The sequence below is a fragment of the Sphaerisporangium sp. NPDC049003 genome (assembly GCF_043197795.1).
Classification (GTDB): Bacteria; Actinomycetota; Actinomycetes; order Streptosporangiales; family Streptosporangiaceae; genus Sphaerisporangium.
In genome coordinates, this window is the sequence record NZ_JBICTU010000022.1 from 26,073 (window position 1) to 52,501 (window position 26,429).

General features: G+C 68.4%; 23 protein-coding genes. 5 read left to right on the forward strand and 18 right to left on the reverse strand.

Annotated features, from left to right (window positions below; genetic code table 11):
- Positions 1 to 678: 678 nt before the first annotated feature.
- The 4 genes from ACGFIV_RS23660 to ACGFIV_RS23675 all read right to left on the reverse strand — a co-directional run bounded on the left by ACGFIV_RS23660 (position 679) and on the right by ACGFIV_RS23675 (position 2,561).
- Complete coding sequence (locus tag ACGFIV_RS23660) at positions 679 to 1,023, reverse strand: hypothetical protein (RefSeq protein WP_358545965.1); 345 nt, start codon at positions 1,021 to 1,023, stop codon at positions 679 to 681.
- Between the two features lie 265 nt (positions 1,024 to 1,288).
- The gene (locus ACGFIV_RS23665) at positions 1,289 to 1,528 is read right to left on the reverse strand and encodes a DUF397 domain-containing protein (RefSeq protein ID WP_392837680.1); all 240 of its coding nucleotides are present in this window, start codon (positions 1,526 to 1,528) and stop codon (positions 1,289 to 1,291) included.
- An 8-nt stretch (positions 1,529 to 1,536) separates the two neighbouring features.
- Positions 1,537 to 1,764, reverse strand: a complete 228-nt coding sequence (locus ACGFIV_RS23670) for a DUF397 domain-containing protein (protein ID WP_392837682.1) — start codon at positions 1,762 to 1,764, stop codon at positions 1,537 to 1,539.
- Positions 1,755 to 2,561, reverse strand: a complete 807-nt coding sequence (locus ACGFIV_RS23675) for a Scr1 family TA system antitoxin-like transcriptional regulator (RefSeq protein WP_392837684.1) — start codon at positions 2,559 to 2,561, stop codon at positions 1,755 to 1,757. Before ACGFIV_RS23675 ends, ACGFIV_RS23670 begins: the two co-directional genes overlap by 10 nt.
- 159 nt (positions 2,562 to 2,720) lie before the next feature.
- On the opposite strand from ACGFIV_RS23675, the gene ACGFIV_RS23680 reads away from it, so the two are divergent.
- On the forward strand, positions 2,721 to 3,137 hold the full coding sequence (locus tag ACGFIV_RS23680) for an ATP-binding protein (protein ID WP_392837686.1): 417 nt from the start codon (positions 2,721 to 2,723) through the stop codon (positions 3,135 to 3,137).
- A gap of 145 nt (positions 3,138 to 3,282) precedes the next feature.
- Positions 3,283 to 4,725, forward strand: coding sequence for an ATP-binding protein (locus ACGFIV_RS23685; RefSeq protein ID WP_358545954.1), 1,443 nt, complete (start codon positions 3,283 to 3,285; stop codon positions 4,723 to 4,725).
- Between the two features lie 72 nt (positions 4,726 to 4,797).
- Here ACGFIV_RS23685 and ACGFIV_RS23690 read toward each other — a convergent pair whose 3' ends face one another.
- The gene (locus ACGFIV_RS23690; protein WP_392837688.1) at positions 4,798 to 5,646 is read right to left on the reverse strand and encodes a class F sortase; all 849 of its coding nucleotides are present in this window, start codon (positions 5,644 to 5,646) and stop codon (positions 4,798 to 4,800) included.
- Complete coding sequence (locus ACGFIV_RS23695) at positions 5,643 to 7,034, reverse strand: hypothetical protein (protein WP_392837690.1); 1,392 nt, start codon at positions 7,032 to 7,034, stop codon at positions 5,643 to 5,645. The genes ACGFIV_RS23690 and ACGFIV_RS23695 overlap by 4 nt, the downstream gene beginning before the upstream one ends.
- Positions 7,035 to 7,243: 209 nt before the next feature.
- Here ACGFIV_RS23695 and ACGFIV_RS23700 point away from each other — a divergent pair, with 209 nt between their 5' ends.
- The gene (locus ACGFIV_RS23700; protein WP_358545947.1) at positions 7,244 to 8,389 is read left to right on the forward strand and encodes an acyl-CoA dehydrogenase family protein; all 1,146 of its coding nucleotides are present in this window, start codon (positions 7,244 to 7,246) and stop codon (positions 8,387 to 8,389) included.
- A gap of 228 nt (positions 8,390 to 8,617) precedes the next feature.
- Positions 8,618 to 8,782, forward strand: coding sequence for a hypothetical protein (locus tag ACGFIV_RS23705; protein WP_358545944.1), 165 nt, complete (start codon positions 8,618 to 8,620; stop codon positions 8,780 to 8,782).
- Between the two features lie 6 nt (positions 8,783 to 8,788).
- Here ACGFIV_RS23705 and ACGFIV_RS23710 read toward each other — a convergent pair whose 3' ends face one another.
- The 10 genes from ACGFIV_RS23710 to ACGFIV_RS23755 form a co-directional block, all read right to left on the reverse strand.
- The gene (locus ACGFIV_RS23710; protein WP_358545942.1) at positions 8,789 to 9,568 is read right to left on the reverse strand and encodes an alpha/beta fold hydrolase; all 780 of its coding nucleotides are present in this window, start codon (positions 9,566 to 9,568) and stop codon (positions 8,789 to 8,791) included.
- Positions 9,569 to 9,600: 32 nt separating this feature from the next.
- The gene (locus tag ACGFIV_RS23715; RefSeq protein ID WP_358545940.1) at positions 9,601 to 11,136 is read right to left on the reverse strand and encodes an aldehyde dehydrogenase (NADP(+)); all 1,536 of its coding nucleotides are present in this window, start codon (positions 11,134 to 11,136) and stop codon (positions 9,601 to 9,603) included.
- Between the two features lie 231 nt (positions 11,137 to 11,367).
- On the reverse strand, positions 11,368 to 13,098 hold the full coding sequence (locus ACGFIV_RS23720) for a dihydroxy-acid dehydratase (RefSeq protein ID WP_392837693.1): 1,731 nt from the start codon (positions 13,096 to 13,098) through the stop codon (positions 11,368 to 11,370).
- 123 nt (positions 13,099 to 13,221) lie between these two features.
- On the reverse strand, positions 13,222 to 14,145 hold the full coding sequence (locus tag ACGFIV_RS23725; RefSeq protein WP_392837695.1) for a hypothetical protein: 924 nt from the start codon (positions 14,143 to 14,145) through the stop codon (positions 13,222 to 13,224).
- A gap of 52 nt (positions 14,146 to 14,197) precedes the next feature.
- Positions 14,198 to 14,431 carry a hypothetical protein gene (locus ACGFIV_RS23730; protein ID WP_358545934.1) on the reverse strand — a complete coding sequence of 78 codons (234 nt, stop codon included), beginning with the start codon at positions 14,429 to 14,431 and terminating at the stop codon, positions 14,198 to 14,200.
- Entirely contained in the window at positions 14,428 to 16,206 is a 1,779-nt protein-coding gene (locus ACGFIV_RS23735) for a hydantoinase B/oxoprolinase family protein (protein WP_358545932.1), read from the reverse strand. The genes ACGFIV_RS23730 and ACGFIV_RS23735 overlap by 4 nt, the downstream gene beginning before the upstream one ends.
- Positions 16,203 to 18,341, reverse strand: coding sequence for a hydantoinase/oxoprolinase family protein (locus ACGFIV_RS23740; RefSeq protein WP_358545930.1), 2,139 nt, complete (start codon positions 18,339 to 18,341; stop codon positions 16,203 to 16,205). The genes ACGFIV_RS23735 and ACGFIV_RS23740 overlap by 4 nt, the downstream gene beginning before the upstream one ends.
- The gene (locus tag ACGFIV_RS23745) at positions 18,338 to 19,936 is read right to left on the reverse strand and encodes a sugar ABC transporter ATP-binding protein (RefSeq protein ID WP_392837698.1); all 1,599 of its coding nucleotides are present in this window, start codon (positions 19,934 to 19,936) and stop codon (positions 18,338 to 18,340) included. Before ACGFIV_RS23745 ends, ACGFIV_RS23740 begins: the two co-directional genes overlap by 4 nt.
- Entirely contained in the window at positions 19,933 to 20,991 is a 1,059-nt protein-coding gene (locus tag ACGFIV_RS23750; RefSeq protein WP_392837700.1) for an ABC transporter permease, read from the reverse strand. The genes ACGFIV_RS23745 and ACGFIV_RS23750 overlap by 4 nt, the downstream gene beginning before the upstream one ends.
- A gap of 145 nt (positions 20,992 to 21,136) precedes the next feature.
- Positions 21,137 to 22,273, reverse strand: coding sequence for a sugar ABC transporter substrate-binding protein (locus tag ACGFIV_RS23755; RefSeq protein ID WP_358545922.1), 1,137 nt, complete (start codon positions 22,271 to 22,273; stop codon positions 21,137 to 21,139).
- A gap of 149 nt (positions 22,274 to 22,422) precedes the next feature.
- Here ACGFIV_RS23755 and ACGFIV_RS23760 point away from each other — a divergent pair, with 149 nt between their 5' ends.
- Positions 22,423 to 23,214 (forward strand): IclR family transcriptional regulator, encoded by a 792-nt coding sequence (locus tag ACGFIV_RS23760; protein WP_358545919.1) that lies wholly within the window; start codon positions 22,423 to 22,425, stop codon positions 23,212 to 23,214.
- A 24-nt stretch (positions 23,215 to 23,238) separates the two neighbouring features.
- Here the strand turns inward: ACGFIV_RS23760 and ACGFIV_RS23765 are convergent, their stop codons facing one another.
- Positions 23,239 to 25,467 (reverse strand): SpoIIE family protein phosphatase, encoded by a 2,229-nt coding sequence (locus ACGFIV_RS23765; protein ID WP_358545917.1) that lies wholly within the window; start codon positions 25,465 to 25,467, stop codon positions 23,239 to 23,241.
- A gap of 168 nt (positions 25,468 to 25,635) precedes the next feature.
- Positions 25,636 to 26,340 carry a metal-dependent transcriptional regulator gene (locus tag ACGFIV_RS23770; RefSeq protein ID WP_358545914.1) on the reverse strand — a complete coding sequence of 235 codons (705 nt, stop codon included), beginning with the start codon at positions 26,338 to 26,340 and terminating at the stop codon, positions 25,636 to 25,638.
- Positions 26,341 to 26,429 lie beyond the last annotated feature (89 nt).

Sequence of the window (26,429 nt, forward strand, 5' to 3'; positions counted from 1 at the left end):
CTGAGGACTCCGGCTGCGGCTGCCTGGACGGCGATGCGACGGCGTGCCTGTGACTTCAGCACGTATATCTCCATTTCAGCGGCGTTGACCGGTTTGCCAGGCGTATCAGGATCCCAGTCTCTGGTCACAGTTCAGTAGAGATCCTACGGAGGCTTCGTCCCAGCTCGCTGTGGTTTGGTGGTTCCCATCACCTCTTGGAGGCATAACCGCAGGTCAGCGACATGCGGATCAGCTAACTTAATTTGTCAGATCATTCACGACAGCCGACCACCGATAGCTCTGCGTACACGCCGATGTGGCCACAGTAGCCTTGCGTCCGTTTTCAGGCCTCAGACAGTGACTCATCGCAACCACCCGACCCCCGTTCGCTGGCCCGCGAATACACCCATACACCGACCTCAGCTATTCACCGCTTTGTGGGTCTTGAAGATCGTTTAAATTAAGAAGGAGCACCTGATCTGCGAGGATGCGATTGCCAAGATCACGCCCGACGCCCACCCGAGCGCCTCGGGCGTCCACGCCATGCCGTACCGGATGACGAACAAGATGATCAGGTAGAAACCTCAGCGAGACGGAGTCACCCAGCCGACCCAAGCAGGCGGGCCTCGTAGGCACAGTCCAGAAGCCGGCAAACTACGTAGTCATCCCCATGCGGTTGCCCAATCAGTGCTCAGCACGTCATTTGTACTTCCCCGTGATGCCCCACCATCGATTCACCAACCACCAGCGCAGCGCACGGACCGTTGCCCGGACCCATAACCAGGCCGGTAGCCGGAAGTGCGGGACGAAGATCCAGACGTCCCTCGCGACCCTGCCGGCGTGCTCCTTGACTTCCGGGTCGGGACTCCGCATCAGCGAGCGAAGGAGCTTGAGTGTCGACTGGTCGACCTCACCCGTGATCCGGACCATGTGGCTCAGAGCGGTCAACCCCTCCAGGCGAACCCGCACACGGTCGGACCGCAAGGCCCGCACGACCAGCGGCTCGACGACCCCGGCATCCGGGACGCACAAGGCCAGCCCCATGACTGCGATCCCGACAAACCGCTCTACCCGCTCGAACGCGGCCTCGACCTCCCCAGGATCGTCACACCCGATGAGATCGCTGCCGCTCTCCCAATCCAATCGTCCTCTCCATTTCCCGGTCGGCGTAGGCCGGTCGCCCCGTACGTCCGTTCGGCCATCCGAGCCGTCGGTGTGTACTGGGTGTCCTTGACGTAGGTGAACCCGCGCCTGACGCCTCGGAACGGTTCGAGCCGCCCCAAGCGGGCGGCTCGAACGTCAGCTACGGCTACTCGCGCTCGAACTCGCCGACCTTCACCCCGTTGAGGAAGGCAGCCCACTCGTCCGGCACGAAGAACAGCTTCGGACCGTCGGGATTCTTCGAGTCTCGTACGGCGATCAGCTCGACCGGCCCGAACTCATGGCCCCACTCATCCGCGCGGCCTGACAGATCAGCCACTTCGACGCAGTCGCCACCGTTGTTGCCGCTGAAGCTCGACTTACGCCATCGTGCCTTGCTCAAGTCCATCGGACGTCCTAACTGCGATCGAACTCGTTGGCCTTCACGCCGTTGACGAAGGCGTCCCACTCGGCGGGGGTGAAGAACAGCTTGGGGCCGTCCGGGTTCTTGGAGTCACGTACAGCGATCAGCTCAGTGTCGCCGGGGCCATCTGTGACACCCGTGAACTCCGCGACCTCAACGCAGTTTCCACCGTTGCTTCCCGTATAGCTGGACTTTCGCCACGTGGCGTTACTCAGGTCCATCGTTCCTCTGCCGTTCTCTTGATGAGGTCTATCGACATGCGCAGTGGCAACGCCTCGATGCGGATGGCCTCGAATCTCTCTACGACCGCCGCCAGGTCGTCGCGTTCAGTAGTGACCAGTCCACGTACTGCGGTTTCCAAATAAGCTATCTCGCTCGCGCCTTCGAGGGTAGCGATTATGAATCCCGCCTCAAGGCCCGCTCTCATGCCACCTAGAGGCACCACTTGGACACTGACGCGCGACGTGATGATCGAGGCAAGGTGTTCTAGCTGCTGACGCATGATCTCTGGAGTTCCGATCAGCCGATGCAACACCGCCTCATCGATCACGCAGCGCAGCAAGGGGGACGGAGGGTCCGTGCGGGTGAGCATTTCCTGGCGTTCCATACGAGCCTGCACGGCAGATTGGTCTCCGTACAGCACTTCCGTGGCGTACTCAGGAGTTTGCAGCAGACCCGGAATCAAGATCGGTTCGTAGGCACGAAGCACCGTCGCGGCTTGCTCTTTGTCACGCCACTTTCCGAACCAAGACGGGAAGACCTGGCCGCGTCTCCAGTCGAGGAGGCGGTGGAGGGCGCCGCCCGTTGTGAGGGTGGTGTCGCAGGACTGGGCGAACTCGGGGCTGGCCGGGAGTTGGCCGGTCTCCACGCCGCTGATCAGCCCCTCGCTGAAGTGGATCTTCTGGGCTAGCTGAGCTTGTGTGAGGCCCGCCGCCTGCCGGTAGTGGCGGAGCTCTCTGCCCCAGATCGCCTGGGGTGTGAACTGATCGACCATGGTGCCCCAATCGCCGAGGTTCAACGAACACAGCCTGACGTTCAAAGCTGCCTATTAGTAACCGTTCGCCTACCGAGAGTAGCCCCATCTTGCCACCCTTGGCATGCGAAATACGCAGCAAGGAGAGAGATCATGACTGGGGCCATGGGGAGTCACGTAGCACCATCCGAATACCACCATGGGATGGACGATCGCGTCGCCCTACTGGGGCAGAAGTGGATACCGCGAGACCTGAAATGCGTCGCGTCCGCTCGTCGCTTCGTACGGGACGTCGCCGCCGACTGGAAAGCGGCCCACGACGTGCCGGATATCGCGGAACTACTCGCCTCGGAGGTCGTCACGAACGCGCTGACTCACGGAGCGATGACGATTCCCGCCGCGAGCACCGTGCGCGTCGCCGTCTGCCGTGACGGACGGCTGATGACCGTGGACGTGTACGACTCCTGCATAGCCTTTCCGCATATGCGGAGCGCCGATTCCATGGAGACGACCGGCAGAGGGCTGGCGATCGTCGAAGCCCTGTCCCACAAGTGGGGCTGGAACCTCCACCCCCACGGCAAGTCCGTATGGTTCCAGCTCGCCGCCTGGCCCCAGGCCTAGCCGCGCACGGCCCGAGACCGCGCCTCAGCCCAGCGAGCGAGTCACCGCGTTCGAGGTCACTCCACCAAGATCAAGAGCTGAGAGAAGTACACTTCTGATAACTGTAGAACTCTTAGGCGGGACGCGGATGCAGAAGCCGGCAGACATGTTCGATCGTGACCGCGAGTGGTCGGCGCTGGTGAGGTTCGCTGCCGATGAGCAGCCGGGCGCGACACTCGGCGTGGTCTCGGGTCGCCGCCGCCAGGGCAAGAGCTTTCTGCTGGAGTCGCTGTGCCAGGAACTCGGCGGCTTCTACTTCTCCGCGCAGGAGGCGACCGACACCGAGTCGCTGGCACTCATCGGAGCGGCACTGACCCAGTACCTCGATCCGTTGATCCCGTTCACGCCGTCCAACTGGTCCATGGTGATCGATGCCCTGCTGCGGATAGGCAGGGACCGACCGGTTCCCATCGTGATCGACGAGTTTCCCTACCTCGCACGCGCCAATCCCGCTCTGCCCTCGATCATCCAGGGCGCCTACTCTCCGCGCAGAGTTGAACGTACGTCCTCGCGGACTCGACTGCTGCTTTGCGGTTCGGCCATGTCATTCATGGGCGGGTTGCTTTCGGGCAACGCGCCCTTGCGCGGGCGCGCGTCGCTTGACCTGCCGGTGGACACGCTCAACTACCGACTCGCCGCGCGGTTCTGGGGACTCAGCGATCCCCGGCTCGCTTTGCTCGTGCACGCCGTTGTCGGCGGCACCCCCGCCTACCGTACCGAGATGATCCGTTACGACGCGCCCCAAGGGCTCGACGACTTCGACGCCTGGGTCGTCCGCGCCCTTCTGTCTCCCGGGAGCCCAATGTTCCTGGAGGCCAGGTATCTCCTCGCGGAGGAACCGGACCTGCGAGACGGTGCCCTCTACCACTCGGTCCTCAGCGCCATAGCCGAAGGCAACAGCGGGCGAGGTGGGATCGCGGGATACGTGGGCCGCAAGAGCAACGAGCTCTCCCACCCGCTGACGGTGCTGGAGGACGCCGGGCTGATCGCGCGTGAGACCGACGCCTTCCGCGGGAACCGCACCGACTTCCGGATCCGGGAACCGCTGCTCACCTTCTACCACGCGATCATGCGCCCCTTCTGGCCGCAACTCATGCGCGGCATCGACACCGACCGCATCTGGCAGCGCGCCAAGAAGAGGTTCACCGGAAACGTCCTGGGACCACACTTCGAGTGGTTGTGCCGCGATTGGACGCTGCACTTCGCGGAAGATCGTTTCGGCGGCTGGCCGTCCCAGGTGACCGCCGGGACCGTCAACGACCCAGCGAACCGGACCACCAACCAGTTGGACGTCACGGTCATCGGGCACACGGACGATGGCAAACCGCCATTGCTCGCGATCGGTGAGGTCAAATGGGGCGAGATCATGGGGCTCGGGCACCTCGAACGCCTCAAGCGCATTCGCGACCTCATCCGCAGGAACGACAAGTACGACACCTCGGAAACCCGCCTGGCGTGCTATTCGGGAGCGGGCTTCAGCGAGGATCTGGTGCGGGCGGGGAGACGGGGTGAGGTCGAGTTGGTCGGACTCGACGATCTGTACGGCTGAGGCCCGGGCGTCTCAGCGCAGAGGGACCAGGCATCGACGTCGCGTCGTTACAAGATCGCCTGGGGTGACCCCTCAACCCGACAGTGTCGCGTACACGATGATGTTGTCGGTGTAGCTGTGCGCTCGCGGGTTGAAGACGCCGCCGCAGGTGATCAGGCGCAGGCTCGGGCTGTCGACGTGGCCGTACACCCGCTTGGTCGGGAACCGGTTCTTGCTCGCCTGCTCGGCGCCGTCGACCGTGAACCGCGCGGTGGAGCCGTCGGCACGTACGACCGTGATCTTGTCTCCGCGCTTGAGCTCGCGCAGCCGGCTGAACACCGCGGGGCCGCGCGTGGTGTTCACGTGCCCGAGGATCACCGCCGGGCCCATCTCGCCAGGGGCCGGGCCGAGCCGGTACCACCCTGCGAGCTTGGGCCGGCTGAGCGGTGGCACCTCGATCTCGCCGTTCTTCTCGACCCCTACGGAGCGCAGCGGCGCGTCCACGCCGATCCCCGGGATCCGGATCCTCGTGGGCGCCGACTTGCCGAGCGGTCGCACCGGCACGGTGGCGGGGGCCGGTGGCGGGGCCGTGGTCGCGGCCTCCACGAGGGGTACGCCGACTCCCCCGGGGCCCACCGTCGCCGACCCGGCCGCCGCTGGATCGGTGTTTGGATCAAGGGCCGGCGAGTCGGCCGAGGGCGCGTCCGTCGCGGCGTCCACCGGAGACATCTGGGCGATCATCGGTGTCGGCTCCGCCCCGGCCGCTGATCCGGTCTCCTGTGAGGGCGAGAGGTACGCCAGCAGACCGGCCATCACGACGCCGATTCCGGCGAGGGAGCCGATGGTCAGGAGCACGGGAAGCAGAGCGGCCGTCCAGCGCCTCCGGGCGGGAGCAGTTTCGCCGCCCGTGGACGGGTGCCCGGGTGGTAGCGGCCCGCTCAACCGAGGCTTCCTCGATCAGCGCTCCCGTGTACGGCCCGGCGGCGTCTCAGCGCGAGACCGCCTATGACGCCCAGCGTCAGCGTGGTGCCGTAGCCGATCAGGAGTGACGATGAGGTGTGGTTCGCCGGAGCCTCACCCGTGTGCGCGCCGCCCTTGGGGGTCACGCGCACCTGGGGGGTCTTGCTGACCTTGGACGTGGTGGTGGGCTTGGCCGTCTTGGTGGCGGTGGCCGTAGCCGTAGGAGCCCCATGCCCCTGCCCCCCACCAGAAAGCACAATCACCCCCCGAGCCGAATCATCTCCATCAGTGACCTGTCCATTGCCGTTATTTCCATCGTTCGACCCGTTCCCATTGCTGGAACTCGCCACAACGTCGACCGTCATCATGGTCGGGTTCTCAACTAAGGGACGACATCTCCGCTGGAACAGTTCCGGCTTAATCTTTTCGGTATCCGTGATCACAGTGAAGCCATCGACCAGCATGTACGCGCCAGTCTTATTGATGAACGTAGCGGTATACGTCCCATAGTCCAGGTTGAGGTCTTCCCACAGAACCTGCCGAGTCCTGCGCATATTCTGCGGTACGGCGGTCCCGTCCTTCTCTTTGGACGCATCGAAGATGAGAGGTTTCTTGGACTGAGGGAAGTCCACGTCACCAGGGCCCATCAGCGCATGCCGTTCGGTGATGTACTGAAGGCCGGTGCCGGTGAACGTGACCGTTACCCGGTCACCTTCGTGGGTCGTCTGGTGTACATCCCCGTCGATGTCATCGATACCAGGCCGTTTACTAGAATCGGAAAGTTCCCACCCACCCGGAGAATTTCCAGATTTATCCTTGTACGCGATGATAGGTCCATCAGGAGCAATGTGGGTGTTGTTGTATGTGGTGTTGCCGGCGGGCGGGGAGAAGTTCAGGACCATTTCAGCCGGAGTGATCGTGATCTTCCCTTCCTTGCTGGTGGCAACGGCTCCGGTCAGCGCTGTGGGCAACTCCAATTTCGTCTTTTCGGCCGTGAGTTGCGGTTGGTCCTTGGTCCCAAGTGAGTCAAGCCAGCCTTGCCACAGTCCTCCCACCCTGGCGGTCGCAGTGATGAGTACCGAGCCTCCGGCTTTGGAGTCGGCAGTTGAAATCAACTTAGAGTCACTGAAAGTCCACGCCAGCGGGAGTTGCTTTCCAACCTCGACGGTCTTCGGGATTGATACATCCACTTTGACCGTTTCGGCCGGGGTCTGGGTGGGCGACCCGACTGGCGGGTCACACGTATAGGTGTAGATGTAGTGATCCGTATCGGCTGCGCTAGGAGCGGCCGGGAGCAGGACTACGCTCGTACAGGCGCCCAGGACCGCCGCTGCCAGCGATCTACGGACCTTGGATCCCCACGCGTTCAAGATCGCCCTCCGATCGCCCCCGGCGGCCTGGATAGCGGCCGAAGGTAGATCGTATGACTTTCAACTCTTATGGCGACCTTACGGATAAGTCGTCCGCACAGAACGTAGCCGATTTGTTACGTTCACCCCGCTCGCGACATGACCAGCCTGAGATGCCCCGCTGACGACCAGAATCGTATTCTGGTGGGCGTACCCCCAAGGAGGAACGAATGCAGCGAGACCTCTTCGAGGAGGAGCACCTGCTCTTCCGTGAGACCGTGCGCGAGTTCATGACCCGTGAGGTCGTACCCCACCACGAGCAGTGGGAGAAGGACGGGATCGTCCCCCGCGAGGTGTGGAAGAAGGCCGGCGAGATCGGCATGTTCGGCTTCACGGTCCCCGAGGAGTACGGCGGGGCCGGGATCACCGACTTCCGCTTCAACACGGTCATCGTCGAGGAGATCATCAGGAACGGCGCGACCGGCCTCGGGTTCGGCCTGCACAACGACATCATGGCGCCGTACATGGTCGATCTCACCAACGACGAGCAGAAGCAGCGCTGGCTGCCCGGCTTCGCCTCGGGCGAGCTGATCACCGCCATCGGCATGACCGAGCCAGGCGCGGGCAGCGACCTCCAGGGCATCAGGACCACGGCCGTACGCGACGGCGACCACTACCTTGTCAACGGTCAGAAGACGTTCATCACGAACGGCATCAACTCCGACCTCGTGGTGGTCGTCACCAAGACCGATCCGGCGGCCGGGGCGCGCGGCACCACCCTTCTGGTCGTCGAGCGGGGCATGGACGGCTTCTCCCGGGGCCGCAACCTCGAAAAGATCGGCATGCACGCGCAGGACACCGCCGAGCTGTTCTTCGAGAACGTCCGCGTCCCCGTGGCCAACCGGCTCGGCGACGAGGAGGGCCAGGGCTTCTTCCAGCTCATGAACAACCTGCCGCAGGAGCGCCTGTCGATCGCCGTGGCGGCGGTGGCGGCCGCGGAGGCGGTGCTGGAGATCACCATCGAGTACTGCAAGACCCGTAAGGCCTTCGGCCGGAACATCGGCGCCTTCCAGAACACCCGCTTCGTCGTCGCCGAGCTGGCGACCGAGGTGGAGATCGCTCGCCACTACGTGGACAAGTGCATCCGAGCGCTCAACGCCAAGGAGCTCACGGTCGTGGACGCCGCCAAGGCGAAGTGGTGGACCACCGAGCTGCAGAACAAGGTGATCGACCGCTGCCTGCAACTGCACGGCGGCTACGGCTACATGACCGAGTACCCGGTCGCGAAGGCCTGGATGGACTCTCGCGTCCAGACCATCTACGGCGGCACCACCGAGATCATGAAGGAGATCATCGGCCGCTCCTTCGGCTTCTGACCCACCCGCCCACGAAAGCAGGTCCGCCGAAACCTCGCGAACCCACGCCGGGCCGCCGGAAAACGCGGCGCGCTCGGCGCACGTTCCCGCGTCGGGCGAGGATGAGCCGCATACTGGTCAGCGGAGGCTCCCGAGACGCGGGATCCCCAGGCGGGCCGGCCACAGCCGGGTCCTCAGGTGGGCCGGCGACAGCGGGTTCCAGAGAGCGGGCTCCCGGAGGCGGTGGCGATGGACAACGGCGGACTGATCCTGCTGGTCTTCCTGGCGTTCTTGTTCGTCTGGGCGCTGAACCGCGTCCGCCGGACCCTGCGGTTCGGCCCGGTCGCCTACACCGGCGTCGTCATCACCTTCATGATCGTGATGCTCGCCCTCTACACCCAGACCCAGCGCTGACACCTTTCACGTGCGCGAACTGCCCTCCAGCAGCACCCGGGCGACCAGCCCGGGGTCGTCGCTCATGGGGACGTGCCCGCATCCCCTCAGCAGCTTGACCCGCTGCTCCGACCACCGGGCCGCCCGTACGGCCTGCCGGCGGAGCAGCACCCGGTCGTGTTCTCCCCACGCGATCGTGGCCGGCGCCTTCGGCCGTCCCGGTGGCACGATCGAGGAGAACGCGGCGAGCGTCTGATCGAAGCCCACCGCGGCGCGCAGGGCCTGACCGCCCGCGATCACCGCTTCGGGGGTCATGCGCGAGGGGTGGGCGACGATCAGCCCCACCGACAGCGCGCGCCCCACCGCGGACCTCGCCACCGCGTCCGTACGGCCCGGGGAAAGCGACCGGGTGAGCTCGCGCATGCCCCGCAGGATCGCCCGCGTCAGGAAGAGCTCGGCGCCGGACCAGAACCCCGCGGGCGACAGCGCGGTGGCCGACCGGACCGCGCCCCGCGCGGCCAGCGTCAGCGCGACGTAGCCGCCCAGCGAGTTCCCCGCCACGTGCGGCTCGCGCACCCCGAGGCGGGCGCAGAAGGACTCCACCGCGTCTGTGAGGGTCTCGGCGTTGTACGGCACGCCGGACGGCAGCGGAGGCGAGGCTCCGAACCCGGGGAAGTCCACGGCGATGACGTCACGCGAGGTGGCGAGCAGGTCGAGGACGGGTTCCCAGGCCTGCCAGTGGTGACCTATACCGTGCAGCAACACCAGAGGCGGCCCGGAGCCGCGCCGCTCGAAGGCCAGTTCCATGCGCCCGAGTCAAGCATCCATCCCCGGCCCTGTCACTGACGTGTCCACTCGGAGTCGACGAGGCGGGGAAGCCCGAGCGGGTTGCCCTCGCGCAGCGCCTCAGGCAGGACCGCGTCGGGCGTGTTCTGGTACGCCACCGGCCGCAGGAACCGGCGGATCGCGGCGGTGCCCACCGAGGTGTGGGCGGCTGAGCTGGTCGCGGGGTACGGTCCGCCGTGGTGCATGGCCTCGGTCACCGCGACCCCGGTCGGGTAGTCGTTGAAGACGACGCGCCCGGACCGCTCGGTGGCGAGCGCCACCACCTCGCCGAGGTCCTCCTCCGGCTCGGCGTGGAGCGTGAACGTCAGGCTGCCCGGCAGGAGGTCCAGCATCGACAGCAGCCGAGCCCGCGAACCGTACCGGACCAGGATGGACGCGGGCCCGAAGTGCTCCTCACGCAGGTACGGCCGGGCGAGGAAAGCACCGGCGTCCGCGACGACCAGGGTGTTCTCGACCTCGACGTCCGACAGCCGCCGCCCCCCGGCCGCGAGGCGCACCCCCGGCGTCGCGCACGCCTCCTCAAGGGCCGTGGTCAGCGCCTCGGCCATGCCCGCGCTCAGCATCGGCCCCGCCGCCCCGGCGGCCAGCTCGCGGCGCAGCTCGTCCACCAGCGTGTCACCGTCTTCGCCCTCGGGCACGAAGAGCAGCCCCGGGCTGGTGCAGAGCTGGCCGGTACGGAGCAGCAGCGACGCGGCCAGTTCCTTCGCGATCCGCGCGCCGCGCGCCCGCAGCGCGGAGCCGGTGACGACCACCGGGTTCACGCTGCCCATCTCGGCATAGACCGGGATCGGCTCGGGCCGGGCGGCGGCGAGGTCGTACAGCGCCCGCCCCCCGGTCGTCGATCCGGTGAAGCCGACGGCCTTGATCCCCGGCTCGGCGACCAGGTGCCTGGCGAGCGCGTGGGAGCCTCCCTGGAGGAGGGCGAACGTCCCGGCGGGCGCCGCGACGGCTTTGAGTGCGGCGTCCACGGCCTCCGCGCACAGTGACGAGGTGACCGGGTGCAGCGGGTGGCCCTTGACGACGACGGGGCACCCTGCGGCCAGGGCGGACGCCGTGTCGCCCCCGGCCACGCCGAAGGCGAGCGGGAAGTTGCTGGCCCCGAACACCGCGACGGGACCGAGCGGCACGTTCATCCGGCGCAGGTCGGGGCGGGGCGGGCCGGCGCCGGGATCGGCGTGGTCGATCGTCGCCTCAAGCGGGCGGCCGGTGAGCACCAGGCGGGAGAACATCCGGAGCTGGCCGACGGTGCGGAGCGACTCTCCCTCCAGCGCGGCCACGGGCAGGCCCGTCTCCTGGTGGGCCGCCGCGACGATCTCCCCGCCGCGGTCCTCCAGCGCGGCGGCCACGGCGTCCAGCAGGTCCGCGAGCCGGGACGGCCGCCAGGTCCGCAGCTCCCGGTACGCGTCCGTGGCCGCCGCGACGGCCGCCGTGACCTCGGCCGAAGTGGCCTCGTGGATCGGGGGACCGTCCTTCCCCGTCAGCGGGGACGTGGCCCGGAAGCTCGCCGGCTCGGGAGCATGAGAACGCATCGCTGTTTCCTTCGGGAGTGCGATTCGGAATGAGGACACACGAGCTTCAGGTGGGATTCGACTCGGATGAAGTCACACGAGCTTCAGGTGGGAGTGCGACTCGGGTGAGGACACGAGCTTCAGGTGGGAGTGCGACTCGGGTGAGGACACGAGCTTCAGGTGGGAGTGCGACTCGGGTGAGGACACACGAGCTTCAGGTGGGAGTGCGACTCGGGTGAGGACACACGAGGTTCAGGAGCGGCCTATGACGGGCTCCACGAAGCGGCGGTGCTCGGGGGTCGGCGCCTGGAGGAAGTCCAGGTCGCAGCCTTCGGGCGCCTGGGTCACGTGGTCCTGGTAGAGGCGGGGCCAGCCGCGCAGGTGCGGCGTGCGGAACGGTTCCGCGCGCTCACGACGCGCCTCCAGCTCCGCCTCGGGAACGTCGAGGTGGAGCAGACCGGCCTCCACGTCGAGTTCGATCATGTCCCCGTCCCGGACCAGGCCGAGCGGGCCTCCGGCCGCCGCCTCGGGCGCCACGTGGAGCACGCACGTCCCGAAGCTCGTCCCGCTCATGCGCCCGTCGCTGATCCGAACCATGTCCGTGACGCCGGCCGCCGCCAGGCGCGCGGGGATCGGGATCATCCCCCATTCGGGCATCCCGGGCACGGCCTTGGGTCCGCACCCGGTCAGGACGAGCACCGTGTCCGCGCTGAGCGGCAGGTCAGGATCGTCCAGGCGCCGCCGCAGGTCGTGCCAGCCCCGGAAGACGACGGCCGGACCCCGGTGGCGGAACAGCCCAGGGCTGGCGGCGGCGGTCTTCAGCACGGCGCCGTCCGGGGCCAGGTTGCCCCGGAGCACGGCGATGCCGCCGCGCTCCTGGACCGGGGAGTCCAGGGTCCGGATCGCGCCGCGCGGAGACCCTCCGGTGGCGGAGACGTACCCGCTGAGCGGGCCTCCGGTGACCGTCGCCGTCTGGAGGTCGAGGTGACCGGCGATCTCGGCGAGCAGGACGGGCAGCCCGCCTGCCCGGTCGAAGGCGTCCATCAGGTACCGCCCCGACGGCGACACGTCGGCGAGGACGGGCACCCGGCGGCCCAGCTCCTGGAACCGTTCGAGGGGGATCCGCAGCCCCAGCCGACCGGCGATCGCGCAGAGATGGATGACGGCGTTGGTGGACCCGCCGATCGCGGCGAGCACCGTGACCGCGTTGTCGAAGGCGGCGGACGTCATGACCGCCGAGGGGCGGAGCCCCTCCTCCACCATGGCCACGACGCGCCGTCCGGCCCGCTCGGCACCGAGGCGGGCGCGCGGGTCGCCGGTCGGGATCGAGGACGTCCCCGGCAGGGACATGCCGAGGGACTCGGCGAGCAGGGCCATCGTCGAGGCCGTCCCCATGGTGTTGCAGGCGCCGGGGCCGCAGCTGAGGCAGCGCTCGAACGCGGCCCAGTCCTCGGGGCTCATCCGCCCGTTGCGGTACTCCTCCCAGTGCCGCCACAGGTCCGTTCCCGTGCCGACCGGCTTGCCCCGGAAGACCGCGACCGGACGGGATCCCCCGGCCACCTGGATCGCCGGGAGATCGGCGCTGGCGGCGGCCATGAGCTGGGCGGGGATCGTCTTGTCGCAGTTGCCCAGCAGCACCACCCCGTCGATGGGGTGGGCCCGCAGGGTCTCCTCGACGTCCATGGCCATGAGGTTGCGGTACAGCATGGCCGTGGGCTTCATGAGGTCCTCGCCCAGGCTGATGGTGGGGAACTCAAGGGGGATGCCCCCCGCCGCCCGTACGCCCTCCTTCACCGCCTCGGCGAGGTCGCGGAGTCCCTCGTTACAGGGGTTGAGATCGCTGACGGACTGGGCGATGCCGATGACGGGCCGGGGGTCGCCGGGCGACACGGTGATCCCCAGCGACCCGAGGGCGGCGCGGTGCTCGACGGCGACCTCGTCGTCGCCGTCGAACCACGCGGCGCTACGCAACCCGGGCGTCACGGCCCGCACCACCGGAACCGGCCGACGATCACACCAGGCCGCAAGCCCGGGAAAGCGATCACACCAGGCCGCAAGCCTGAGAAGGCGGTCATACCAGGCCGCAGGGCGCGGAAGGCGGTCACGCTAGGCCGCCCTGCGGGGGAGGCCGAGGCCCGCCGCGTGCGGCTTCGACTGGACGGCGTCGCTACCGGAGCGGGCCAGCCATTCGAGGGCGACCGCCGCCCTGTGGACCTTGGCGCGGACGTTGCGGACGGCGTCGTCGAGCAGTTGCTCACCGCACGGGTAGACGTCCCTGGCGTTGCGCAGGCCGAACTTCGCGTACAGCGGTGCCCCGATCGCCACGAGATCGGCGATCTCGTGGCCCCGTACGACGCCCCCAAGAGCGTCGGACGACTCCAGGTAGAGGTCGAGCGGGAGGTCGGTGGCCGCCCGCATGTCGGCCAGGTCGGCGTAGGTCAGGTCCGAGGGGACGTTGACCGTGGAGGCCCCGAGGTCCGCGAGCACCCGCAGCGCCGCCGGGTTGGAGGGGGCGAGGGAGACGCTGACCTTCCACACGCACTCGTCGGTGAGGTCGCCGGCCCGCTGGAGATCGCGGAGGGCGACCAGCAGCCCGATGTCGGCGATGAGGAAGCTCCGGATGCCCGCGTCGACGGCACGTACGACGTCCTCGACCCCGTACATGAGCTGGCGCACTCCGCGCAGTTGCCCGCCGCGTCCCGCGCCCTCCGGGGTACGGGCGTTGGCCCCCACGTCGAACGACTCGCGTGGCCCCACGAACAGCGACACCTCGACGCCGTTCTCGGCGCCCATCGCGGCCATGTCGCGCAGCTCGGAGGTGGTCAGCAGCATCGCCCCCGACCCCTGTGAGACGCGGTTCACCACGACGCCGTGCGTCGCGGCGGCGGACAGCGCCGCCTCGAAGACCTTCGGGCCCTCGACGCTGGGGATCTCGATACGGAAGCTGGCGCCGTCCGGAAAGCGACCACGGCTCGAAGCGACGCCGTGCCGATACGGCAGCCGGTAGGTCTGGTTCTCTAGCGTTGGCATTTTTCTCCTCGATGAGAACGCCAAGGACGGGACGGTTGGTGGATGACGGGCCTCAGTCGCGCGCCGCGGCCACCAGGCCGGGCGGCGGCGTGTGGTCGACCGGCGGGTAGCCGGCCCGGTAGCCCTTGAGGCGGTGCCACAGCGCCTCGTCCCCCTGTCGGCAGGCCCGCAGGGTGGCGTCGCCGTCGGCGAACTGCCAGAAGGTATGGATCAGGAGGTTGCCACACACGTCGCAGTAGTCGACGGTGGTGTCCTGCCAGCTCTTGGTCAGATCCTGCCAGCTCATGCGGATGTCCCTTCACGGAGGCGGGCGGTGGCCGCGGGGTCGACGTCGCCGGCGGCGTCCAGGCGGACCTTGTACACCGACTCCGCGTCCTCGGGGCTGACGTAGCCCTCACGGATGTCCTCGGCGACGAGCTCGGGGACGCGCTCGGACGGGGGACCGTACCCGGCGCCCGAGGGGGACGTCAGGCGCACCCGGTCGCCGCGGTGGAGGCGGACGTTGGTGAACTTGGTCGGGCTCACCAGCCCGAAGTGCTGCTGGAAGCTGACGAACTCGTCGCTTCCCGCCGGGCTGATGTCGATCCTGGTGCGGCTGCCGTCCGAACCGCCGAACAGGCCCCACGGCTCCTGGTGGGCCCGGTCGGACAGCGCGCTCACCGAGATGGTCTCCGCGGCCACCTCCAGGACCCGGACCACGCCCGCGCCGCCGCGCAGCCGCCCGGCTCCCACCTCGTCGCGCGCGAGCCGGTAGCTCTCGTGGATCCACGGCCATCGCAGCTCGAAGATCTCCACGGGTGTGTTGCGGCAGTTGGCGTGGGGAGGCATCGTCGCGTTGTTGCCGTCGGTGCCCATCCGGCCGCCCCAGCCGGTCGCCTCGAAGTGGTAGTGGGCGTAGTAGTCGCCCGACCGGGGGTCGATGCCGCCGAACAGGAAGTTCAGCGAGGTGTTGCCGCTGGAGGCGGCGGCCCGCTCGGGCAGCAGGGGCCCGAGGACCTGACCCATGATCATCTCCATGACCCGGGGCTGGTACTCGGTCTGGCCGCCGACGCAGGCGCCCGGCAGTTGGACGCAGCAGATGGTCCCGGGCTTGGTGACGATCCGCACCGGGCGGTTGAGGCCCGCGTTGACCGGCAGGTCGGTACCGATCATGTACAGCAGCGCGTTCAGCGACGCGGACATGGTCACGACGTACGGCGCGTTGATGGGGCCGACCGCCTGGGGGTCCGACCGGGAGTAGTCGAAGATGATCTCGTCGCCCTCCACGACCAAGCTGAGGCGGATCGCGTACGGGGTCGCGGTGATCCCGTCGTCGTCGAACCACTCGATGCCGTGGTAGACGCCGTCGGGCAGCGCGCGGATGTTCTCCCTCAGCGCGGCCTCGGTGTAGTCCTGGATGCCGCTGAACACGCGGGTCACCAGGTCGGTGCCGCGCTCCTCCATCAGTTGCTCCAGGCGGCGCCTGCCCACCTGGAGCGACCCGTACATCGCGTGCAGGTCTCCCCAGGAGTCGTTGGGCGTCCGGTGGTTGGCGAGCATGATCCGCCAGATGTCCCTGACGGGCTCGCCGCCCTTGTAGAACAGGACCGGGGGGAGCCGGAGCCCTTCCTGGTAGACGTCGGTGGCGGTGGCGGCGAACGATCCGGGCGCCATGCCGCCGATCTCGGCCATGTGGGCGATGTTGCCGATGAAGGCGACGAGCTCTCCGTCGACGAACATCGGCATGACCATCATGTGCTCGGGCATGTGCGAGCCGCCCCGGTAGGGGTCGTTGTGGATGTAGACGTCGCCCTCGGCGAAGTTCTCCGCGCCCACCTCCCGCACGATCCAGGTCGCCGCGTACAGCGACGCCCCGAGCATCGAGGGGTTCAGGCCCGCGTTGGCGACGAGGTTGCCCTCCCGGTCAAGGATGAGCGTGGAGAAGTCCAGCCCCTCCGAGAAGATCGGCGAGTAGGCGGTCCGCATCATGGACACGGCCATCTCGTCGCAGGTGTTGACCAGCTGGCGGTGGACCAGGGTCAGAGTGATCTTGTCAACGTCCGTGCCCGTCCGTGTGCTCACGCGTCCGCTCCCGTGTCGAGGCTCTCCCCGAGGCCGTCGACGGCCTCGATGATCAGGCAGTACGTCCCGTCCACTTCCATGCGGTAACCGGGAGGGACGAAGGTGGTGGAGTTGGGTTCCTCCACGATCGCGGGTCCGTTCAGCGCGTAGCCCGGCTGGAGCTCCGCGCGGTCCACGACCACGGTGTCCGCCCAGACGCCGTCGCCGACCTGGACCCTCCGGGTGGAGATCCGCGGGTTCGGGGTGGTGCGCGTGTAGGGGACGAACTTCACCTCTCCTCCCGCGAGGAGCGCGGTCGCGCCCACGTACACGCTCTGGACGGCCTGCTCCGGCAGGTCGTACCCGTACACGCGGGCGTGCGAGGCGTGGAACATCTCCACCAGGCGTGTGTCCAGGTCCGGATCGTCCGGAGAGGCCGGGATCACCGACTCGTACGAGCGGTCGAGGTGGCCCCGGTACGTCCGGATCTCCTGCTCGTAGTTCTGGCCCACGTACCGGCAGCTGACGTAGGTGGTGACGACGATGTCACCGGTCGCGTCGGCCCGGCGCTGCGCGGCCAGTTCCGCGTGCGCCTCGCGGGCGAGGCGGGCGAGGATGGCGGCGAGGTCGGTCGCCTCCGGGGAGTCGAGCCGGCGTACGGCCGTCATCCTGCGGTCCACGCGCTGGTCGGAGATGATCGTCCCGAAGGCCGAAACCAGGCCGGGCGTCGGGGGCACGATGACCCGCCGCATCCGCATGTGCCGGGCGATGGCCGCCGCGTGCAGCGGGCCCGCGCCGCCGAAGGCCACCAGGTCGAACTCGCGGTAGTCGTGACCCCGGTCGACGGTGACCAGGCGGACCGCGCCGGCCATGTTCTCCACGGCCAGGGTGAGGACGGCCTCGGCCGCGGCGTCGACGTCCAGTTCCAGCGACTCCGCCAGCTCGCCGACGGCCGCCTCGGCGCTCTCGGCGTCCAGGGAGAGCTCTCCGCCGAGGAAGTGCTCGGGATGCAGCCGTCCCATGACGAGGTTGGCGTCGGTCACCGTCGGCTGGGTGCCGCCCCGGCCGTAGCACACCGGGCCCGGGTCGGCCCCGGCGCTGGCCGGTCCGACGTGCAGCAGCCCGTCGTTGCCCACGTACGCAAGCGAGCTGCCGCCCGCGCCGATCGTCGAGACGTCGATGATGGGCACGGCGATGGGCACGCCCCACTCGACCTCGAACAGGCCGGTGTACTGGAGCTGGCCGTCCACGACCACGCCGACGTCGGCGCTGGTCCCTCCCATGTCGAGGGTGACGGCCTTGTCCGACCCGACAGCGCGCGCCCAGTAGCCGCCGCCCATCATGCCGCCGGCCAGTCCGGACAGGACCAGCTCGATGGGACGGTCGGCGGAGTGCTCCAGCGGCACCTGGCCGCCGTTGGACTTCATCAGGGCGTGCCATCCGGACATGGCCCGCTCGTCCAGGCCCGTCGCGAGGGTGTGCGCGAACCGCTGGACGATGGGGCTCACGTAGGCGTCCATCGCGGTGGTCGCCGTGCGCTCGTACTCGCGCCACACGGGGGCGACCTCGGCGGACAGCGATACCGCCACCTGCGGGAACGCCGCGCGCAGCTTGGCCGCCAGCGCGCGCTCGTGGTCGGGGTTGAGGTAGCTGTTGAGCAGGGAGACCGCGACGGCGGCGCCGTCGTGCTCGGCCAGCAGGCCGCCGACGGTCTCGATGACCCGGTCGACCTCCTCGTCCGCCAGCGCCAGGCGGACCGTGCCGTCGGCGAGCACCCGCTCCTTGACCCCGACCGTGCTCCGGCGGGGGGCGTAGGGCTCGGCCTTGACCCACTGCAGGTCGTACCTGCCGGGACGGTCGATGCGCTGGATGTACAGGACGTCCTCGAACCCGGCCGTGGTCAGCAGGATGACGGGGGCGCCGCGGCGCATGATGACGGCGTTGGTGGCGATCGTGGTGCCGAGGACGAAGTCGTCCAGATCGGCGGTCAGGTCGAGGCCGGTGCGCTCCAGCGCGGAGAACACCGCGTCCGAGGGGCTCCGCGGGGTAGAGCTGACCTTCCGCAACAGCAGCTGTCCCTGGTCGGACAGCGCGACGAGGTCGGTGAACGTCCCACCCGTGTCCATCCCGACGCGCCAGCGGGGCGAGGTCGTCACGATGTTTCCTCCGTACTCTCAGACGTGCTCTCGGACGTGCTCTCGGACGTGCTCTCGGACGTGCTCTCAGACGGGACGACGAGGGTCGTGCGACCGTTCGAGGGCTGGTCCTGGGTCGTTTCGACGCCTTCTAGCAGCGCCAGGGCGTGCGCGAAGGCGTCGACGGTGTCGTAGTCGCCGACCGCCAGCTCCTGGACGATCCGGCCGCCTTCCAGGACCATCACCCGGTTGGCGACCTCGAAGACCTCGGGGGCCTCGGTGCAGAAGACGACGACGGCGCGGCCGTCGGCGGCGAATTCGTTGAGCATTGTGTAGATCTCGGCCTTGCTGCCGATGTCCACGCCCCTGGTGGGCTCCTCGATGACGAGCACATCGGGCATGGTGGCCATGGCGGAGGCGATGGCCACCTTCTGCTGGTTCCCCCCGCTGAGCGCCGACAGGTTCTGGGCCGGTCCTGAGGTGCGCACGGCGTACCGCTCGATCATCTGGGTCGAGCGAGCCTGGATCTCCCGCCGGCGGAGCCGGGCGAACGGCCCGCAGATCTCGCGCCGTCCGAGCCGCAGGACGAGGTTCTCCCCCACGGACATGTGCTGGAAGAGCATCTCCTGGCGGTCCGCCGAGAGGTAGGAGGTCCTCGACCGCAGGGCCTTGACGCCCTGGGCGCCGTCCAGCCGCGCCTCGCCGGTCGCGGGGCGGTGCCCGCCCAGGGACGCCACCAGCTCGCGCCCGCCCGACCCCTCCACGCCGACGACCGCCAGCACGTCTCCCTGACGAAGCTCAAGGTCCAGGGGGCGGAAGGAGCCCTGCCCGTCGGTCCAGCCGGTCACCTCCAGAACCCGCGCGGCGTCCTGCCCGCCCGCGAGCCGGGAGCTCGCGCGGCGCTCGGTACGGAGCGTCTGGCCGGCGACGAGCTCGACGGCGATGGCGGGCTCGGTGAGCGCGGTCCCGGTCAGGGTCGCCGCGGGAACGCCGTCCCTGATCACCACGACGCGGTCGCAGTGCGCGACCATCTCAGAAAGCCGGTGGGAGACGAAGACCACGATGTGGCCCTGGTCCGCCAGCCCATGCATGAAGGCGAAGAGCGCGTGTGACTCCTCGTCGGTGAGGGCGGAGTTCGGCTCGTCGAAGAGGAAGAACCTGGCCGAACGGACCAGGGCGCGAGCGATCTCCGTACGCTGCCGCACCGCGAGCGTGCACCGTTCCAACGGCTGGCCGGCCAGGTGCGCCACGCCCAGCGACTGGAGGATGCGCCGCTGCTCCTCCCCCGCCACCGGGGCCCGCCACCGCGAGCCCTCGTTCCCCACGAGCAGGTTCTCCTCCAGGGTGAGGTTGGTCCACACCTGGGGTTCCTGGTGGACGATGGCGATCGGGTCGGAGACGTCTCCCGGCTGCCACGGGCGTCCGTCGACGAGGATCTCGCCCGAGTCCATCGACTCCTCGCCGCAGAGGATCTTCGTCAGCGTGCTCTTACCGGCGCCGTTGGGCCCGGCGATGCCGAGGATCTCGCCGCCGCGCAGGGTGAGGTCGACTCCGGCCAGCGCCTGCGTGCTTCCGAACCGCTTTCGCACCCCGCGGATCTCCATGGTGGTGGTCATGTGGCGCTTGCCGTTCCCCGGCGGCGGCTGCCGAGATCGCTCGTCACCCGGTCGAGGATCACCGCGCCGATGGTCACGAACCCGACGAAGAGCAGTTGGGCGAAGGCGCCGATGCCGAGCAGGGCGAGGCCGTTGGCCAGCACGGCGAGCAGCACCGCTCCGAGGAGGGTGCCCCAGATGGTCCCGCGCCCGCCCATGAGACTGGCCCCGCCGATGACCACCGCGGCGATCACCTGGAGGTTGAGCTGGCCGGCCGAGTTGGGCCCGACCGAGCCGACGTAGGAGAAGTCCAGGATGCCCGCGATGGACGCCATGAGCGCGCTGACCATGAAGACCACCAGGCGGTAGCGCCTGATCGGCAGGCGCGCGATCGCCGCGGCCTTGGGGTTGCCCCCGATCGCCAGCAGGCGGAACCCGACGATGCTCCGGTGGCGCAGGAACCAGAAGACGCCGAAGAAGAGCACGAGCCACAGCACCTGGATCGGGATGCCGAACGGGAGCTGCGTGCCGCCGAGCGCCTGGAAGATCCCGAGCTCCCACGAAGGCGGGGGCGGGGTGTTGTAGGCGGGGTTGAACGTGGAGGCGTTGCTGATCAGCAGCTCGGTGCCCGACGCGAGGCTGAGCAGCCCGAGGGTCGCGATGAAGGAATGGATCTTGAGGTAGGCGGTCAGGAACCCGCTCAGCGCGCCGGCGAACAGGCCGATGAGCAGGGCCATCCCCAGGGCGGGCAGGAACGGGAGCGTGAAGGGAAGGCTTCCGCCGCCCAGCCACAGCACCGCCAGGGAGGTCGCGACCAGGCCGTAGATCGCGCCCACGGCGAGGTCGATCTCACCCAGGAGGATCACGGACAGCTGGGCGAAGGCGATGATGCCGAGCGAGGACATCGACCGGAGCAGGGTCAGCAGGTTGTCGCTGCTGAGGAACGTCGACCGCTGCGACTGGAAGAACAGGCCGATGAGGATGATCGCGAGCACCAGCCCCAGGGTCCGCAGGCGTTCCAGGGGCAGGGTCACGCGGTGGAGGGGTGGACTGGCGACGTCGGGTGCGGTTGACATGTGACACCTCCTGACACTCGATGCACGTTGAGCGGTTCGACGACTGCCGAGCGGATCGTCGGCGGGACGGCCGCCGAGCGGTTCGACGGCGCGTTGGCCGCTGAGCGGTTCGACGGCGTGACGGCTGTCGCGGCGGGACGCACGTCTACGGCGTCGTGGCGTCGGCGAGGCGCTTGCGTGCCTCGGCTGTGGTCATGAGCCCGGAGCCGCCGTCCTTGGTGATCACGATCGGCTGCAGGTACTGAAGGGGCTCCGCGGGGACCTTGCCGGTGGTCAGGTAGTCCACGCACGCGGAGACGGGCGCCTCGGCCTGGTTGTCGAAGCCCTGGTCGATGGTGACCAGCGTCCGGCCCGCGTCGATCGAGTCGAGGATCGGACCGCTGACGTTGAACCCGGAGGTCCACACCTTGCCGGTCAGGTTCTTGCTCTTGATGATGTCGCCGACGCCCTCGACGCCCTGGTCGGTGTGGAAGAAGAGGTTCACGTCGTTGTGGGCCTGCAGGAACGGTCCGACGCTGTTGAGCACTTCCTGGGTGGTGAAGTTGTCCCCGGTGGGGATGCCGCTCTTGGGGTCGTTGAAGAACTTGGTGTCGGGGAAGGCGGAGGTGAAGCCGGTGACGAAGCCCGTCATGCGGGCCTGCGCCCACGGTCCGGCCGGCTGGCCGCTTCCGAGGGCGACGGTGTCGAGGGTGTAGCCCTTGGCCTTGACGATGTCCGCGGTGGTCTTGCCGTTGATCTCGCCGGACTGCTCCTCGTTCAGCGCGTAGAAGGCGAACCGCTTGGAGTTGGGAACGTCGTTGTTCAGGGTGAAGACGGGAACGCCGGCCTTGACGTACTTGTCGATGATGCCCACGTACTGGTCGGGAAGCGGTGACTGAAGGCCCAGGCAGTCGACCTGGTTGCCGCTGAGGAGCGTCTCCAGCTCGGCCAGTTGCGCCGAGGTGTTGGTGGTGACCGGGCCGGTGAGCCGGCACGAGATCGCCAGCCGGGCCTTCTCCTTCTCGCAGCCGCGCTGCATGCCGATGCGCATCTGCGCGCCCTGGATCGGCAGCGCCGTGCCCTGGATGTCGATGATGACGTTCGCCTGCTCGCCGCTCTTGATCTTCTCGGCGATGCGCGGCGCGAGCTTGAACTCGCCCCACGAGAACGTGTGCGACATCGCCTGGGCAGGCACTTCGGTCCCCGTGGAGGTCGATGTCTTCGAGCTGCTCTGACAACCTGCGGTCGCGAGGACGGCCGCGAGACCGGCCACGCCTAGCGACCAGGAGCGATAGCGGAGCATACGTTCCACCCTAGATCTTGTTCGGTATCACCAAACGGGGTTATGTGATGCAAAACTATGGCATTGGGAAAATTCGGACGTCAAGGGGGTATACGTCACTTTACGGGAGAGGGTTGACGTTCCCGTTCGGTCATCCCGATAATCGTTCGGTGACCCCAAACAGCGACAACGCCGACAAGTACCGCGTGAAGAGCCTCGACCACGCCCTGGACGTCGTGGAGGCCCTCGCGCACGGTGGACGTGAGGGCCTCGCCGTCACCGAGGTCGCGACCACCGTCGGCATGTCCAAGAGCAGCGCCTACTCGATCCTGCAGACGCTGCTGCGACGCGGATTCGTCGCCAGCCATGGCACCGGCCCGACCCGGCGCTACCGCCTCGGCCTGAGTTTCGCCTACCTCGGAGACCAGGTGACGTCCCAGACCGGGCTCCGCGAGGTCGCGATGCCCTACCTGGAGGAGCTGACCCGCGTGGCCGGCCTGACCTCACGGCTCGCGATCTTCGACGAGGGGTACGCCGTGGCCATCGGGCGGATCGACGGGCCCGGAACGATCCGCATCGCGCCGTTCCTCGGCCGCCGCGAACTGCCCCACGCGACCGCGATCGGCAAGGCGATGCTCTCGACCCTCGGCGACGACGAGGTCCGTACGATCATCGAGTCGATCGGCCTCCCGGCGCGCGGCCCCAACACCATCGTCGACATCGACACCCTGCTGCACGATCTCCATCGCTCCGCCGAGCGGGGTTACGCGGTCGACGACGAGGAGGACACGGCCGGGGTCGTGTGCATCGGCGCGAGCGTGCTCGACCGCACGGGCACCTGCGTGGGAGCGATCAGCGTGACCGCGCTCAAGCACGAGATGCGCGCCGACGCCGCCGCCGAGATCGGCACCCTCGTACGCCGCTACGCGGACACCATCACCACCGAACTGGGAGGACGCTAGTCGCCCGGCCTGGCTACGTAGAGCTCAGCGCCCCCGGGTGGGGATTTCGAACCAGACGGCCTTGCCCTCCTTGGTGGGACGGGAGCCCCAGCGGCGGGCGAGCTGGTCGACGAGGTAGAGGCCCCGGCCGCCCTCGTCGTTCTCGCCGGCGCTGCGGATGCGGGGCAGGCGGAGGTCCTGGTCGAAGACCTCGACCCAGATGGACTCCTCGCCACGGCGGAGCCGCAGCGTGAACTCCTTCTCGTTGACGATCTCGTTGTCGAAGCCCGGCACGTCCCAGGACTCGTCGAACGGCAGCGGAGGACCGTCGAGCACCAGCTCCCTGCGCGGGACGCTGGCACTGGCCGCGTGGAGCACGACGTTGGTGACGACCTCGGAGACCAGGAGGCAGGCCAGCTCGGAACGCTCGTCGGGGACCCCCCAGGTCGTGAACGCCTCCGACGCCATGCGCCGGGCCTCGCCGACCATGATCGGCTGGGCGGGGAAGGTGCGCTCCTCGTACTTCAGCTCCTTGCCCGCGGACCGGATCACCAGGATCGCCATGTCGTCGTCGATCTCACCGGGGACGGCCACGGTGGCGGCGTCGGCGATGCGCTCGACGGTGTCGGCCGAGGCCTTGGCGACCTCCTCGCACAGGACGCTCAGGACCTCCTCGTCGGTCAGCGGCGCGTCGCCCGGCTCGCGCGCGGGCCGCCGGTCGACCAGGCCGTCTGTGTAGAGCAGGAGCGCGGCGCCGGGCGGGAGCACCCGGCTCTCCTCCTTGTAGACCAGGTCGGCGTGAACACCCTTGGCGTTGACGCCGAGCGGCTGGCCCACCTCAAGGATGTCGAGCTCGGTCACCACGCCGTCGACGATCAGCAGGGGCGGCGAGTGCCCCGCGTTGGCGAACGACAATTGCCGCGACCACGCGTCGTACACGAGATATTGGCAGGTGACGATGGGCGGGGTGCTGACGTCGGTGCCGTAGTCGTCGCGCTCGGGCGCGGCGATGATGCGCGTCCACTCGTTGAGCCTCGCCAGGATGTCGGCCGGGGACTTGTCGTCCTGGGCGAAGGCGCGCAGCGCGGCCCTGAGCTGGCCCATGACCGCCGCTGCCTTGGCCCCCCGGCCCTCGACGTCGCCGATGACGATGCCGACCCGGCCCGCGGAAAGGGGGATCACGTCGTACCAGTCGCCGCCTACCTGGGTCTGGATGCCCTGGCCGTGGGAGGCGAGCGGGGCGGCGGGGTAGTAGCGGACCGCGATCTCCAGGCCGTCGAGCTGCGGCAGCTCGCGCGGGAGCAGGTATTTCTGGAAGGACTCGGCGGTGTGCCGCTCCTCCTCGAACAGCAGGGCGTTGTCGACCGCTATGGCGACCCTGGTGGCGATGGCGCCGACGAAGTCGCGGTCGAAGGCGTCGTAGTGGGGTGAGCGCCGATCGGTCAGGTTGGACAGGCCGAGGTACATCAGGCCGAGCGTCTCGCCACGCGCGCACAGCGGCGCGACGATGGCCGAGGTCATGCCGATCTCGCCGCACAGCTTGGCGCTCTCTTCGCTGGGCGAGGGGTAGCTCGTCTGCGCGAAGTCCTCGACGATGATCGTCTCCTGGCGGCGGAGGGCGATCTCGGCGTAGTGGCCGGCCGGATAGCGGATCTCGGAGCCGACGGGCCGCCAGGTGCCGGGCGGCGGTGTCCACCCCTGGACGTGGGTGGAGACCTTGCGGACGAGCCGGTCGCCCTCGGTGAGCTCGATGAAGCAGTGGTCGGCGAACTGGGGCACCAGCATCTCGGCGACGCGGTTGAGCGTCTCCTCGACGTACAGCGAGCTGGCGAGCCGCTCGCCGATGCGTTCGAGCAGGCCGAAGCGGTCTTTCTCACGCTCGTTGCTGCGCATCGCCTCGCGGGCGGTGATCACGATGCCGGTGACCGAGCCGGAAGGGTGACGAAGGGGGACGGCCTGCGCCCGGACGTAGATGATCGTGCCGTCGGCGCGGGCGACGTCGAAGGTGCCCTCCCAGACCCCGCCCTTGAGGACGTGCTTGGCGAGCTCGACGGCGAGAGGGTGGTCCTTCTCCATGATGCCTAAGGAGAGAACGGTCTGCTCGACCCCCACGGGGCGGTCAGGACGGCCGAAGAGCCGCTCGGCGAACGGGTTCCAATAGAGCACGTTGCTGAAGCGGTCGGTGACGACCACGGCCATCTCGGCGTTGTCGAGAACCGACTCTGGCGTAAGGTGATCGGCCGCGTCCTGCGAAAGGTCCCCCCATCGCTTCATCTGGCGGCCACCCCTTGAAGGGCGTCAATCGCAAAGCGGACCACATGCGCTCCTGCAGCAGCCTCGACGGCAAGGCGTCGTCCACCCGGAGGCTCCGGGAAGGCGAAGTTGTCGAACAAGGAGAGGGGTAACTCCCTACTGGGAACCAACCAAGCACACCTTGGGTAGTCAGCGTCTGGAGACGAAGACATGCGCGGCGACATCACGCGGGAAGTCCGCGGGAATGTTGTGCGCTTCATCGTCACCCGTCACCCGTACACCGTCGTCGCTCGCCGCGAGCGTCACCTCGCGTCCGGGTTGTATCCCAACTTGCTTGAGTTTAAGCATCACAGCGGGATCACTTTGCACTTGTTCGCTAATTCGGCGGACGACCACGGGGATATCTCCTGGCCCGGCCAGGTCGGCCATGGCGGAGATCACCTCATGCACGGACTCATCGGGCTCTTTGACCCCCAGCTCGTCGAGGCCGGGGATGGGGTTGCCGTGAGGGCAGACCACCGGATTGCCGAGCAGACTGACCAGCCGGGACTCCACCGACTCGGACATGACGTGCTCCCAGCGGCAGGCCTCGACGTGCACGTCTTCCCACGGGAGGCCGATGACCTGGGTGAGGAGGCACTCGGCCAGGCGGTGTTTGCGCATGACGCGGGTGGCGAGAGTGCGGCCGAGATCGGTCATGGTCAGGTGGCGGTCGCCCTCGACGCGGACGAGGCCGTCTCGCTCCATGCGAGCCACCGTCTGACTGACCGTCGGGCCGCTCTGTTGCAGCCGTTCGGCGATGCGAGCACGCAGAGGGGTGATGCCCTCCTCCTCCAGCTCGAAGATGGTGCGAAGGTACATCTCCGTGGTGTCGATCAGGCCGTGTGCGGTCAAAGCTCCTCCCCTCCAAGTATCGATGCTACGTCCGGCGCCCGACCTTGCCTGTCGTGTCCAGAACAGGGTGAGGACACTCGCGCCGAGGG